The 14,800-nt window shown below is 41.9% G+C and carries 12 protein-coding genes; 7 read left to right on the top strand and 5 right to left on the bottom strand.

What is annotated here, in order from left to right; translation table 11 throughout:
* The first annotated feature begins 121 nt into the window (after positions 1-121).
* Positions 122-919, top strand: a complete 798-nt coding sequence (locus INT03_RS14500; RefSeq protein ID WP_226950208.1) for a metallophosphoesterase — start codon at positions 122-124, stop codon at positions 917-919.
* A gap of 183 nt (positions 920-1,102) precedes the next feature.
* Entirely contained in the window at positions 1,103-1,939 is an 837-nt protein-coding gene (locus INT03_RS14495) for a histidine phosphatase family protein (RefSeq protein WP_193009477.1), read from the top strand.
* Positions 1,940-2,068: 129 nt separating this feature from the next.
* Here INT03_RS14495 and rpsT read toward each other — a convergent pair whose 3' ends face one another.
* Positions 2,069-2,335, bottom strand: a complete 267-nt coding sequence (gene rpsT / locus INT03_RS14490) for a 30S ribosomal protein S20 (protein WP_010200097.1) — start codon at positions 2,333-2,335, stop codon at positions 2,069-2,071.
* 740 nt (positions 2,336-3,075) lie between these two features.
* Between rpsT and INT03_RS14485 the strand changes: the two genes are divergently transcribed.
* The 5 genes from INT03_RS14485 to INT03_RS14465 all read left to right on the top strand — a co-directional run bounded on the left by INT03_RS14485 (position 3,076) and on the right by INT03_RS14465 (position 11,008).
* Positions 3,076-3,777 (top strand): NAD-dependent epimerase/dehydratase family protein, encoded by a 702-nt coding sequence (locus tag INT03_RS14485; protein WP_193009476.1) that lies wholly within the window; start codon positions 3,076-3,078, stop codon positions 3,775-3,777.
* A 103-nt stretch (positions 3,778-3,880) separates the two neighbouring features.
* Complete coding sequence (gene rraA, locus INT03_RS14480; protein ID WP_193009534.1) at positions 3,881-4,414, top strand: ribonuclease E activity regulator RraA; 534 nt, start codon at positions 3,881-3,883, stop codon at positions 4,412-4,414.
* 220 nt (positions 4,415-4,634) lie between these two features.
* A complete protein-coding gene (gene mfd, locus INT03_RS14475) occupies positions 4,635-8,390 on the top strand; it encodes a transcription-repair coupling factor (protein ID WP_193009475.1) in 3,756 nt (1,251 codons plus the stop codon).
* A 249-nt stretch (positions 8,391-8,639) separates the two neighbouring features.
* Positions 8,640-9,071 (top strand): HIT domain-containing protein, encoded by a 432-nt coding sequence (locus INT03_RS14470; protein ID WP_045445060.1) that lies wholly within the window; start codon positions 8,640-8,642, stop codon positions 9,069-9,071.
* Positions 9,072-9,730: 659 nt separating this feature from the next.
* Positions 9,731-11,008, top strand: a complete 1,278-nt coding sequence (locus tag INT03_RS14465) for an adenylate/guanylate cyclase domain-containing protein (RefSeq protein WP_226950209.1) — start codon at positions 9,731-9,733, stop codon at positions 11,006-11,008.
* A 128-nt stretch (positions 11,009-11,136) separates the two neighbouring features.
* Here the strand turns inward: INT03_RS14465 and fdx are convergent, their stop codons facing one another.
* The 4 genes from fdx to iscA form a co-directional block, all read right to left on the bottom strand.
* The gene (gene fdx / locus INT03_RS14460) at positions 11,137-11,475 is read right to left on the bottom strand and encodes an ISC system 2Fe-2S type ferredoxin (protein ID WP_045445066.1); all 339 of its coding nucleotides are present in this window, start codon (positions 11,473-11,475) and stop codon (positions 11,137-11,139) included.
* A 91-nt stretch (positions 11,476-11,566) separates the two neighbouring features.
* A complete protein-coding gene (gene hscA, locus INT03_RS14455) occupies positions 11,567-13,447 on the bottom strand; it encodes a Fe-S protein assembly chaperone HscA (protein WP_193009473.1) in 1,881 nt (626 codons plus the stop codon).
* Positions 13,448-13,721: 274 nt separating this feature from the next.
* A complete protein-coding gene (gene hscB / locus INT03_RS14450) occupies positions 13,722-14,303 on the bottom strand; it encodes a Fe-S protein assembly co-chaperone HscB (RefSeq protein WP_193009472.1) in 582 nt (193 codons plus the stop codon).
* Positions 14,304-14,421: 118 nt separating this feature from the next.
* Entirely contained in the window at positions 14,422-14,742 is a 321-nt protein-coding gene (gene iscA, locus INT03_RS14445; protein ID WP_045445072.1) for an iron-sulfur cluster assembly protein IscA, read from the bottom strand.
* Between the last annotated feature and the right edge of the window lie 58 nt (positions 14,743-14,800).

Here is a 14,800-nt window from a genome sequence, read left to right as displayed (position 1 = left end):
TTAGCATTTTATAGTGTCAGCATGATAAAAAAGACAGCCTAATCCGCTGTCTTTTTTTAATTTTTGCGGGTATATCAAAAAGTGCTAAACTATTTACGTTTATTTAATGATCTTAGAGCTTATGAAATTACAGATTTTAAGTGACTTACATATTGACAGTTATGCGCGTCAGTCACATCCGCTAGGGCATATTCCCAAAACTGATGCAGACGTGGTATTAGTCGCGGGCGATACTGCCAACAGCGATAGTGGTATGCCATGGCTACAAGAGCAGGCAGCACGTTTGCAAGTGCCTGTAATTACGATAGCTGGCAATCATGAATACTTTAATGAAGATGTGCTACATTTTGATAAAAAGCTGGCGACTTGGGATAATTATAATGCCCAGTCGCAGCAAGGCGTCCGTTTTCTACAGTGTCAACATATTGATATTGGTGACATACGTATCCTAGGTTGTACTTTATGGACAGATTACCAATATCAGGCCAATGAAGATACTATAGCTGCTGCTATGCGCTTTATGCGTGACTATAAACAAATCTATGCTGGAGGCGAGCTTTTTTCACCTGAAGTATCGATGCAAATCCATGCTAAGCAGCGTCAATGGTTAAAGCAAGCATTGATCACCGCCAAAACACTTGGCAAAAAAACTGTTGTGATGAGTCATCATAGTATCAGTCCATTATCGGTGTCTGAGAAGTATGCGAATCTACCAAGTAACGCAGCTTTTGTCAGTGATCTATCTGGCTGGATGCATGAAGATTGGGCGCCAATACTATGGGTACATGGACATACACACGAAGCATTTGATTACCGTATTGGTAATACACGAGTCATTGTCAATCCACGTGCGTATCCAAATGAGGTCAGCAGCACTGCATTAGCGTTCGCGTGGGACAAAGTCATTGATATCGGCTAAGTAATTTTAATCATTCAAAAGTAAATATCTTTTTAGTTATTTGTCACTTTGATCTGTCTTTTTAAAATAGCGAATATAAAATAACGCTTATTTTAAAGTCTAACCGCCTAGACTCGTAAGCAATATTACAATTGAACTGATATTTTGTTCATTCATATCAAAAAATCTGCTACGCTTGCTACCATGAGCAAATATCTCAATAACAATCCCTCAAAACTGTCTGCTGAAAAGCTTGCGAGTCATACTCCAAGTGCTCCGGCGCCTTCGCACTTGCCTGATAGTATGATTTCCTCAGTCAGCTTATTGCCTGAAGATAAACGGCTGATTTTATTTACCAGACATTCCTTACGTGAGCGCTCTGATGGCAATGGTTTTGCCAGTTATCAATTACCCCTAACACCTAAAGGTCGAGTACTAGCGAAGTCTTGGGGGCGTTGGTTGGCAGGGCATTTACCGTACTCGCTTGATGTAGACAGTATCTCAAGTCCGATTGGACGCTGTATTGACACGGCGCAGCTGATGCAAGCAGGGGCGGGACTACAACGTGATATTACGCATCAGTCATTGTTGGTAGAGCCTGGTAGCCTAGTGACTGAGCCTGAAATAGCAAATCCAGTATTTAAAGAAATTGGCGTGCTCAACTTTATTAATCGATTTTTGCAAGGCAATCTTGAAGGTACCAAAAACGCTTACCAAGGCGGTCTCGATATTTTATCGCTGTTTTATCAACATCAGCCGCAGCAAGGGCATCTCATGCTTGCTGTTAGTCATGATACTTTATTGTCTGCTTTTTTAGCAGTGATGTTTGATGTGGTCGAGATTGATTGGAATGATTGGCCAAAGATGATGGAAGGCGTGTTTTTGTGGTTTGATGATAAGCCGTTTGAACAAGCCAGTGCACACTTCGTTTGGCGGGGTGAAGTATATGTGCGCCCGATTCATACTTTATTAGAAGACTACCGTGCTGCCGGCTTTCATCCTAATACATTGCTCTTACCACCAGAGGTGAAATGGATCTAAATACTATTTAAAAGATTACTACTCACTTTTCAAGCAGACATAAAAAAACCTTGCCCCAGTATTAGAACCAGTAACAAGGTTTTAGTCATCACGCTATAAAGGCGAGATGTGGTCTAAACGTTACCAATCTTAAGCTTGTAGGCCTTTGATGGTTTTGTTCAGGCGGCTCTTACGACGAGCAGCTTTATTCTTATGAATAATACCTTTGTCAGCCATACGATCAAGAACTGGTACCGCTTTTTTGTAAGCTTCGGTAGCCGCGTCATAATCTTTAGCTGCGATAGCCGCATCAACACGTTTTAAGTAAGTACGAACCATAGAGCGTTGTGACGCAGAGTTCTGACGACGTTTGGTGTTTTGACGGGCGCGTTTACGAGCTTGTGCAGTATTAGCCACGCGAATCTCCTTGATAAAGACAGATAAAAATATGAATGTGGATTACAATAAAAAAGGGTTTAACCATCATCGGTAACGAGCAGCCGTCTCGCCAAACATGATGTCGATGTCTAATATTAAAGTACCTATCTGTTATTAAAGGCACCTAAATTAGCAATAGAGCATCGCAAGCGCCAAAACTGTTTGGAATAATTAAACAGCGTTAACGTGTAAAGCCGGTTATCTTAGCAAATTATCGCCCTTAGAACAATATATTTGATGATTAATGCTTAAAGAAGTTGTGTGATCATATATATGACAGTTTTTGTGTCTCTGCTCAGCTGTTTTTTGAAATATTTATCAATATTGTTGCACTAAAAACCGCTTATGAGTGAATAAATCGCTTAGCCGATAAAATCTCTTACAATAAATTCTATAGAATACCCTCAGTTATGCGTTAATTTAGGTATGATACTAGGGCATGTCCTCAATTCAATCGATGGACATCTAAATGGGCTAAAAATGGCTAAATCTTGCCAAACAATGTTAAAAAAAATGTCAAATAGCTGGTTAATATCCCGATACTGTTTACTATTCCGATAGTATCTGCGCTATTGTACTCATTTGACTATGATTTATCTCATTTTTATCACCATTTCTAAAATGAAGATACGCCCTAAGATGAAAAGCTTTGGTGATAGGCTTTAAAATCAGATTTTTCATTATCATCTATTTTCCAACACACTATAAATGGATAGGCTATGCAGCGAAAAGCAATTGTAATTGGCGCGACAGGATTGGTCGGACAGCATCTTGTCAAACAGCTTAGTGAGCTTTATGACACGTTAATTGTGATCGCAAGGCGTCCGCCACGCTATATCAATACCAGCATGCGTTTTTATCAGGTTAATGATTTTGATAATTTGGCTGAAATATTTGCCAGCGTTGGTGTTGATAGAAAGACGGACGCTTTTAGCTGTCTTGGTACGACTAAGAAGCAGGCTGGTAGCGATGAGGCCTTTCGAAAGGTTGATCATGATTATAATGTCAATTTTGCCAAACTGTGCCAAGACAAAGGTGTTGAAAATTTCTTTTTGTTATCATCCATGAATGCTGATATTCATAGTCGGTTTTTATACAATCGCGTAAAAGCGGAAACTGAGCAATCTATTATGGCGCTAGGTTTTACGCAGCTAGTTATTTTCCGTCCGTCCTTGTTACTTGGCAAGCATAAAGGTCGTCCGCTTGAAAGTATTGGTCAAAAAGCCTTTCAGCTGATATCGCCCTTAGTTTCAGAATCATTGTCACTGCATCCCATTTCCGCCAAACGCGTTGCCATTGCCATGGCGATGAGTGCGCATGATGTTTATCAGCGTAATAAATACCGTAATGAACCAGCTATCCAAACCACTGATATCATCGAAAATAAGCAAATGCTAGCGATGACTAAAGTTAAAAAATAGCCTAAGTATTAAGTTAAAGGAACAATTAACATTAAGCCCCAATCATAAATAATCAGTCATAAATAACCAATCATACATAACAAGGAGCGTCACTATGTCAGACATGCCAGAATCAATAACGATGGATAAAGAGAGCTTTGTGACCTGTGATTTATTGGATGCCAATCCTGAGTCGCAGGTGTGTTTGCCTAATATCGAAGGTAAGTCTTTTCATAGTTTTGGCGGCAAAAAGAAATTCTGCGGTGAAATCGTGACGGTGAAATGCTTTGAAGACAATAGCCGCGTAAAATCGTTATTAAACAGCGATGGCAAAGATAAAGACGGTAATGGCAAAGTATTGGTCGTTGACGGCGGTGGTTCGATGCGTTGCGCGTTGCTCGGCGATATGATTGCGCAATCAGCGATTGATAATGGCTGGGCGGGGGTTGTGGTTTATGGCTGCGTGCGTGATGTTGATGATATGGCAGCAATGGACATCGGTGTTATGGCACTCGGCTGTATCCCGCGTAAATCAAATCGCCGCGATGAAGGTCAAATCGATCTTGAAATCAGCTTTGGTGATTTAACACTAAATTCTGGTATGTTTGTTTATGCAGACAATAACGGCATTATCGCTAGCGATAAGCCATTAATCTAAAAACAGCTTAATGCATATAACTCAAAAACCTCAGCTTAACCGTTGAGGTTTTTACATTTACTCATCCTGTCTTTATATACGAATATAAGTTTTATCAACTATTTGGCTATTGATTTTTTAATAAAAATACTAAGTGACAAACCGTTACGGCATAAATTTTGGTAATTGCTGAAATATTCGTATAATAGCTCTCTGACTCTTAACGTTGATCCTACTTTTTATGCCTATCACTGCTTTGACTGACGCGTTTGAACCAATTAACCAGCAGTTGTTTCCTATCCAGAATGCCGAGCGGCGATGGCTGGCACCTGTGCATGGTGCTGTCAGCAGTTTGTGGCTAGCAAGTCTGGTGCAAACACCGCTATGGAATGTTGCCGACCGATTAAAAGTTGTGGTGACGCGTGACCAAAACCAGCTCAATCAGATAGAGACGGAATTGGCATTTTGCGGCGTCGATGCTTATGTGTTTCCTGATTGGGAGACGTTGACCTATGACGAGCTGTCACCGCATCAAGACATTGTTAGTGAGCGTATCAATCTATTAACCGATATGCCAACGTCAGGTGTGCTGCTCATCTCGGTTCAGGCGTTGATGCATCGTGTCGCACCGCCAAGCTGGCTGATAGGGCAGCATTTTGATTTGAGTGTTGGTGATCGATTTGATATCAATACCCAGCGCGGATTGCTGGCAAAGGCAGGTTACCGCGCCGTTGAGAATGTTTTTGAGCCGGGTGAATTCGCGGTACGTGGCAGTATCATTGATATCTTTGCCATGGGTCAGCCGTTTCCACTACGTTTAGATTTGTTTGATGATGAGATTGAGACCATTCGTTTTTTTAATCCGCAAACCCAGCGGACACTGACCGTTGATGACCTCAAAACAATGATGAGCGGCAACGATAGTAGCATGGGCAAAGAGTCACTATCACTGCTACACAAGCTGCCAGATATCTCAAAACCTATCGAACAATTCCAAATACTACCCGCTAAAGAATTTCCGCTTGATGAAGGGCGTGAGACGTTTCGTACCAACTTCGCCACGATGTTCCCTAATGCGAGCAGTCGTAAGTTTGAGCTACATAAAGACGTAATGGCAGGTATCGCTAGTAGCGGACTTGAATATTATCAGCCGCTATTTTTTGATTTAAAAGCGTGGACAGCAGAGAGTAGCTTATTTGCTTACTTACCAAGCGATGCGCTGTTTATCACTGATGAATTGATTAATGAAAAGCAGGTAGATTACTGGTCACAAATTCAGCGCCGCTATGAAGAGCGCCGTCATGATATCGATAAACCTATTGTCGCGCCTGAATGGTTATATTTGCTATCGAATACTTTAAATGAGCATCTTAATCATTATCCGCGCGTGATTCTCAGTGCGCGCAATGAGCTGGCTAGCATGACGGATGTCGCTGCGATTGACAGCGATGATTCGTTGTTAGCAGACAGTTCGTTGCTACAAGTTGAACACCAATCAGATTTACAGCCTCAATTGCCACTGACGGAAAATAAGCCGCAAGGCTTGGTGACGCTCAGTGCGCAAGAGCCGCCACAATTGACCGTTAACCACCAAAAGGCTGAGCCTCTTACCCAGCTATTAGAATTTTTAGAGTTACAAGCGCAAACAGCGACGCCAGTATTGATCGTTGCTGAAACAGCTGGTCGTCGTGAGATTCTTATTGAGCTGTTCAAAGGCAAGATTGACATTAAGGCTTATGACAGCTTTGCAGCGTTTCTAGCAGCGGACAAAACCAACAATGTGAAAGGTAATAAGCTACCGCAGGTTGGTTTAACCGTTGCGCCCATTGAGCGCGGCGTCTATGTACCCGAGCGTTTGGTGCTGATTAGTGAGACGCAGTTATTTGGTCGCCAAGTATTGCAAACACGCCGTCGTCGTCAAAGCGGGGTGTCCGAAGAGTTTTTGGTTAAAAGTGTTACTGAAATAACCGAAGGTAGCCCAGTTGTTCATATCGAGCATGGTATTGGGCGTTACAATGGGCTGATTACGTTAGATGTGGGCGACGGTGAGCAAGAGTTTATTCACTTAAAATATGCCGGTGATGCCAGTATTTATGTGCCCGTTGCTAATTTACAAATGATTAACCGTTATAGCGGCGGTGATCCTGAGCTTGCACCATTGCATAAAATTGGCAGCGGCAAATGGGATAAGGCTAAGCAAAAAGCGCTTGAGCAAATCCATGACGTGGCAGCTGAACTGCTTAATATGCAGGCGCGTCGTGAGGCTAAAGTCGGTATTCATTTTAAAATAGATGCATCACAGTATGAGCTCTTTGCCAGTCAATTTGCCTTTGAAGAAACGCCGGATCAAGCCAATGCCATTCATGCGGTGATGGAAGACATGCGACAAAACCAACCAATGGATCGGCTCATCTGCGGTGATGTGGGTTTTGGTAAAACAGAAGTGGCTATGCGGGCAGCATTCATTGCTGTCAGCGCAGGTTATCAAGTGGCAGTATTGGTGCCTACTACGTTGCTGGCAGGTCAGCATGAAGACAATTTCCGTGATCGTTTTGCTGATTGGCCAGTGCGTATCGAGACGCTCTCACGCTTTGGTGGCAAAAAGCATCAAGAAACGGTGTTGACAGATTTAGCAGCAGGTAAAGTCGATATCGTCATCGGCACCCATAAACTATTACAACCTGATGTGAAGTTTTCTAATCTAGGTTTGATGATTGTCGACGAAGAACATCGCTTCGGGGTGCGCCATAAAGAGCGTATCAAGGCGATTCAGACTGATGTGGATAGTATGTCGATGACAGCAACCCCCATCCCTAGAACGCTCAATATGGCGCTCTCAGGTATGCGTGACATGTCAATTATCGCGACACCTCCAGCACGACGTTTGGCGATTAAAACCTTTGTCATGCAAAAAACTGATGCTTTAATGAAAGAGGCCATCTTGCGCGAGCTATTGCGCGGTGGGCAGGTTTATTTATTACATAATGATGTGGCGAGCATTGAGCGTATGGCAGAAACCATACGTGAATTGGTGCCTGAAGCGCGAGTAGGCGTGGCTCATGGGCAAATGCAAGAGCGCCAACTTGAGCAAGTGATGCAGCAGTTTTATCATAAAAAATTCAACGTTTTGATATGCTCTACCATTATCGAAACCGGTATTGATGTGCCCAATGCCAATACCATTATCATTGAGCGCGCCGATAAGTTTGGCTTGGCACAATTACATCAGCTGCGTGGTCGTGTCGGTCGTAGTCATCATCAAGCGTATTGTTATCTACTTGTGCCATCTATTAAAGGGCTTAAAGGCGATGCTAAGCGCCGATTGCATGCGATTGAACGTGCCAATACGCTGGGTGCAGGTTTTATGCTGGCTAGCGAAGACTTAGAAATTCGCGGTGCTGGTGAGATACTCGGTAAGCAGCAAAGTGGTAATATGCAGGCGATTGGTTTTAGTTTATATATGGACATGCTAGAGCGAGCAACTAAGGCGATTAAAGCGGGTAAAGAGCCTGATTTAAGCACACCGTTGTCGCTGACCAGTGAGATTAATCTGCATAGCTCAGCATTGATACCAGAAGACTATCTGCATGATGTCCATCAGCGTTTATTGTTCTATAAACGCATCAGTAATGCCGATGATAAAGAGGCATTGATTGATATTCGTACCGAAATGATTGACCGTTTTGGTACATTACCAGAGCAAACTAAGCAGTTATTCGCCATCCACGGACTGCGTATACAAGCTGAGCCGCTCAAAATAAATAAGATTGATGCAAATAGTAATAGCATGACGTTAGAGTTTGCGCCTGATACCCCAGTCGATGCCTTAGCGATTATTAAGTTGATTCAGAGCAATGGTCAGCGTTATCGTATGAACGGTGCTTCTGGTATTCGTTATCAAGATGCTGATAAACTGGCAACGCCGCAAAAGCGCGTCACCGCGATACAAGAGTTATTACGCTATTTTAGCGAGCATACGGTGGCAGAGTCAGCGTAGTTGTTTTGGCATTTCGGCATTTTGAGAGGTTAGCAATGATTTTCGGTAGATTAAATCAGCTTAATAAGTCAGCTAGCCGGTGCTCAAGTAGGACGTCAAGACAATGAGTCATAGCGCTATTTTATCGGTCGGATAACTGATAAAATAGCGACATCCTATATTTAGCCTATTGTTTTTTAGTAAATTAAATTCTGCTTTTCTAGATTCATATTCCTTTTATCTGAGTGTCATAACAAGAGAACCGTCATTATGTTCCAACTTCATCATAAACTTGCTGCCGATAGTTTTTTAGTGGGTGATTTCCCATTATCGACTTGTCGTTTAATCAATGATTGCCAGTTTCCTTGGTTAATATTAGTGCCGCGTGTATCAGGTATCAAAGAGTTATATGAGTTATCTGAAGCCGATCAAACACAGTTTTTACGTGAGTCAAGCTGGTTGTCGAGTCAGCTAGCTAAGACATTTCAAGCTGATAAAATGAATGTAGCTGCACTCGGTAATCAAGTACCACAGCTACATTTTCATCATATCGTTCGCTATCAAAATGACATGCAATGGCCAAATCCAGTATGGGGTGTCCCTGCTATTCCTTATACTAAAGAGGTGCTGGCGCAGATGCAGCAGACATTAATGATGGCGCTACGTGGTCATCATCAAATGCCGTTTGACTGGCAAATGTAATAAATACCTGAGTAGCAATAGGTCGGTAAGTTGATTGGCAAATTGATAATGATACTCTATTGGCTAGGCTTCGATTAACTAGGTATCAATTAACTGGGCATCGATTGACCCATCAAAATAACTAGAAAAATGACTAAACGTTTAAAGTTAAGCCTTATTTTGGTGTCTTAGTCGTTTTACGGTTATGTGCCAACGTTATGCTCGGTTATTACATGACTTAATTTTTATATATTAATAGGTTTTAAGTATGTGAAATCCAGATAAATATTATCTGGATTTTTTGTGTTTGGCTCAAATGATATGTCTTATAATCCTGATTTGGTAGCGTATTAAGACAAGATGAGTGATGAGTGGTAGGCTTTTGGCTATCAGTGACATGGGTTTTGTTGCATTTAAAAAGTATAATGTAATCATTGATTAATTTTATACACAACTTGGCATAGAGGCAGGTAGTACGCGTGTGCTATCCTCAAGCCTTTTAATTTTTTACATAGCCTGTTTTACGTGAGCGAATACTTCATATGCCTTTTTTAGACACGCTGAGACCAAATCACTCTTCAAAAAATGAAGGGATTTATCGATTTGACTATCCAGAAGTCTTCGTTTTAATACTTACGGTCATACTCCTCGCTGTACATTTTAATTTTAGACCTACTTCAATGGCACTGCTCGTTATTGTTTGTCTGCCAAGTTTAATGATTTTGATTTATAACTATCGCCGCCAAAAAAGCTTTTGGACGTCTAACATTGTTATCATTTTACTATCGGTAGTTATTGGGTCGATACAGTTTTGCACGGTTATTTCGCTTAGCTTAGCCGCGCTCATAGCACTCAGAATTATTATTAGTAGCCCTGAAAATCATTTAAAACTGATTGCCGTCTCTGTAATAACCTTCATTGTTTTCTATTATGTTAGCGTTACCCTAAGCAGTGCTGACATAGATTGCCACGAAGGCTGGACCACACCAATAATATTATTAGCCAGTATGATCGTCATACTGTATCAGTTTTGGCATGTGTACCAAGAGTATATTGGTTATGAAACTCGTGCTAATCAGGCCGTTGGGAGATTAAGCACTATGGTCTCCGTCATTAATAAGTTGACGCGCTTCATACCTCCACAAGTCTGGGAGCCTATCGTAAAATCTGATAGCCCAGTTATCGTTGCTAATAAGCGTGCTAAGCTGACGATTATGTTCTCAGATATCGTTGGCTTTACGGAATTGTCAGATAGTTTGAGCGCTGACAATTTGGCTGATATCTTAAATACTTATATGCATTGTATGACATTGATAGCAAACAAGCATGGCGCCGTACTTGATAAATTTATTGGTGATGGCATGGTTTGCTTTTTCGGTGAGCCAAATAGTCGCGGTGCGCGCCAAGATGCTTTAGACTGTATTGCAATGGCAATAGATATGCGTCGAGAGATGCGAACTTTGAGGCAGAAATGGCGATTGATGGGCTTTGAGGGGTTGTACATTCGTATCGGCATCAGCACAGGTTATTGCCATGTTGGTAATTTTGGTAGTAATAATCGTCTAAGCTATACTCTTATTGGTAAAGAGGCCAATCTAGCGGCAAGACTGGAGTCAAGCGCTGGTAAAGATGAGATACTAGTCAGTGAGAGTACTTACGATTATATCTGTCATAATTATGACTGTCAGCATGCAGGTGCGTTCAAGTTAAAGGGTTTTGATAGCAAGGTAAATGCATGGCAAGTGCTAGATCCAGATACGTATAAAGGTCATTTATCAAAGTGGGTTGATCACACATTACCAGGTTTTAATTTGCATCTAAATTTTAAAGATATGAAGGATAATGATTATCAAGATATCAGAGCACGCTTAAATTTTGCGCTTGAACGTGTCGAGCAGGAGCAAGAAAAAGTGGCAACTGACATAGCGGCAGCAAGCAAACGTAATGACAATCAATGACAATCGTCATAAATAATTATCCAAAAATAATGTTTATAAAATCAAGCGCAAAAAAGCCAGCTATTATTATGATAGCTGGCTTTTTTATCTAATGAAGTAAACTGTAATATTAGGACGTGTTCTAGCGTTTAGTGGTTTTCTTTTGCATGGTTGAGCGTATATTTAGGAATCTCAATGGTTAAGTCTTCATCATCGAGCATGACCTGACAAGATAGGCGTGAGTCAGGCTCTAACCCCCAAGCACGATCTAATAAATCGGCTTCAATATCATCCATTTCATCTAAACTATTAAAACCTTTACGGACGACCACATGGCATGTGGTACAGGCTTTTGACATCTCACATGCATGTTCAATTTTAATGCCTTTTTCCAATAGCGCTTTACATAAGTTGCTGCCAGCTTCTAGCTCGACTTCGGCGCCTTCAGGGCAAATTTCATGATGCGGTAGTACGGTAATTTTTGGCATAAATCGTCTTTCCAGTGCTAATCAATTAAAAGAATAAAAATATAAGAAATGAGCTTAGTATGGTGACTAAGTCATATTTTAAATGTATCTGCTACCAATCTTGGGCATTCGTGCCTGCCATGCTGGCTTTAACGCTTTGATTCATAATACGGGCAGCAAAGGCATCACTGTGAGGCTTGAGCTTTGCTTGCTGTGCCTCGATAAGTGCCAAATCATCAGTACTTAGCGTTGTTTGCAACACTTGTATTTGCTCAGCCAATGAGTGTTGCTCCTCAGACGACAATAAGGCTGCAAATTCTTTAAGGGCAGATTGTAGCGCTAATACTTCACGCTCCGCTTCTACTTTAGTTTCGATTAAAGAACGTGTATTTTTATCTTCTTCTGCATGCTTGAATCCTGCGACGAGCAATTGCTCTTTTTGCTCATCTGATAACCCATAAGAAGGCACAATCTCAATCTTACTTTCTGTCTTGGTTGTGGTTTCCTGTGCACTGACGGTTAGCTGTCCATTCGCATCGATACTAAAGGTCACTTCAATACGAGCAAATCCAGCTTTCATCGGCGGGATACCATATAGCTCAAAACGACCCAATGAACGGCAGTTATCTACTGTCTCGCGCTCGCCCTGTACCACATGAATCACCATGCCTGTTTGACCATCTTGATAGGTGGTAAACACTTGGCGTTTTTTGACAGGGATAGGCGTATTACGTGGAATCAGTACTTCAACTAAGCCGCCCATGGTCTCAAGACCAAGCGATAGCGGCGTTACGTCTAACAATAGTAGGTTGTTATTACTATCGCCATTGACCAATTGATGCGCCGTTTGGGCAGCACCCAAAGCCACGACTTCATCTGGATTTAGACGACAAAGTGGTTGCTTGGCAAAAAACTCCGTCACGACTTGTTGTATAGCAGGCATACGAGTAGAGCCACCGACCAAAATCACTTCGTCTAGATCAGCACTCGAAAGCTTGGCATCACGCAGGACTTGTTCGCATACGCTCAATGTACGGCGGCTAACTGGCTCTGCAATAGCCAGCAAATCTGTACGGCGAAGCACACCTTGGTAAGATTGCTCATTCACAGTAATATCGATATCAACTTGTTCATCGTCAGTCAATGCTTGCTTATAAGCTTTGGCTTGTTGCGCCAGTATTGACTTGTCATGACGATTCACATCTTTAGGATCGATAGCTAATTGTTTGATAAGCCAATTGGTCATAAGACGATCAATATCATCGCCACCGAGCGCACTATTACCGCCCGTTGCTAATACCTCAAAGACACCATCAGTCAGCTTTAAGATAGAGACATCAAAAGTACCGCCACCCAGATCGTAAATTAAATAATAACTTTTTTTGTCGCCATCTTGCGTCGGTTGATCTAGACCATAAGCGACGGCAGCAGCCGTAGGCTCATTTAATAACCGCAGCACATTGATACCAGCTGCTTGAGCTGCATCTTTGGTCGCTTGCCGCTGTGCTTCATCAAAATAAGCAGGGACAGTAATGACCGCACCCTCGATACTGTCTGCAGGCAATGCGCTCGCTGCCCGTTGCTCAAGCGCTGCTAAAATACGTGCTGATACTTCAACAGGCGATACTTTACCCTGAGCCGTCACAAATGCTGGCATTTCATCTTTGCTGCTGCTTAACTCATAAGGATGAGAGAATTTGATATCAGCTTGACTACGACCCATAAAACGCTTAGCCGAGACGATCGTATTTTTTGGATCATCCGCTAAGTGGGCTAATGCATCAGAGCCAACTAACGGCTTACCTACACTTGGATAATAGACCACAGAAGGTAATAAGGTATCGGTAGCTGCGCTTGCCTCTAAGACTTGCGCCTTGCCTGAGCGTACTACCGCGACCAATGAGCGCGTAGTACCAAGATCAATTCCTAGGCCAAAACGATGCTGATGGGGTTGGGCGCTTTGATTGGGTTCGGCAATTTGCAATAAAGACATAAGATAACTCAAAGATAAAATGAAAGAGATAAAATTAATAAGTGAAATGGAACAAATATGATAAGCGCACTATTGTAGTTTAACTGCGTTGTATGCACGTGAAAACGAAGATACTTAGCGATTAAAAGTGATTAAAATAAGGGATTATACGGCATCGCTGTGACTATTTTAACCATCGCTTATAATATAGTTTTCAAATAAGCGTCATAAGCTAATAGCATTTATAAATAAATTTGGCATATAAAATAAATTAACAAGCTTATACGTCAGTTAGTTAGACGTATAAATCATCATCATCTGAATGCTCAGCAGTTGCTAACTCATCGATACCAGTAGTCACGTCAGCATTTAATTTGACTAAGAATTTTAGTTTTTGTGTCGCATCAATCGCCGTTTGCCAATCTTGGCTTTGGTAAGCATCATTAAAACGCTTAGACTGTTTTGCCAGTCGTTCGGTGATTTGAGGGTGTAGTTGTTGCAATGTCGCACGATCCTTACCCTCGATAGCGTCATCTAAATCCATGCGCATCTGCATCGCATCTTCTAAAAAGTCCAAGTCTGCAATTGAATGCTCTAGATTCTGTGCTTGATCTGCCATGTCTAGTAGATAGCTAGCACGACTATCAGGCGCACTTAGCGCTTGGTAGGCTTGGTTGATTAACGCTGAGGCCTGCTCAGACTGCTGTTGCGCTTGCGTAGTATTGGCTAGATTCTTGGTGACATTATCAGGATGATAGCGTTTTTGTAGCAGACGTAGATGCTGATCGAGACTCTCTTGATTGACTTCAAACTGTACAGGCTGCTCAAATAGGGCAAAGAAATTATCAAACTGGGCTTCTGCAGTAATGTCTGTCATATCATACGCCTTGCTTGTTGTTTATTTTGAAAGTTTTCTTTAGCTGAGAACATATCTACTGTGGCTTAAATATAGAGTCAGGAAACTCTAAGCTCAAGGGTTTTCAACCTTTGAAGCATTAAACGGTAAAAGACTCGCCGCAACCACATTCGCCTTTTTGATTGGGATTGGTGAACTTAAAGCCTTCGTTAAGGCCTTCTTTTTCGTAGTCCATCAACAAACCATCTAAATACACCAAACTTTTAGGATCAATAAAGATGTTAACGCCGCGGCTTTCGTAACGCGTGTCATTTTCATCAGGGGTATCTACAAACTCTAAAACGTAAGCTAAGCCTGAGCAACCCGCAGTACGGATACCCACTCGAATGCCTTCGCCTTTGCCGCGATTGTCCAAAAAGTCTCGAACATGCTGAGCGGCGCGTTCTGTCATTTCAATCATGCCAACTCCCATTGACTATCAATAATAAATATCAATCAAAAAAATCTGTATAAACTGG

Source organism: Psychrobacter sp. PG1 (assembly GCF_014897815.1).
In the GTDB taxonomy this organism is placed as follows: domain Bacteria; phylum Pseudomonadota; class Gammaproteobacteria; order Pseudomonadales; family Moraxellaceae; genus Psychrobacter.
This window is presented reverse-complemented; position numbering and strand designations above follow the sequence as displayed.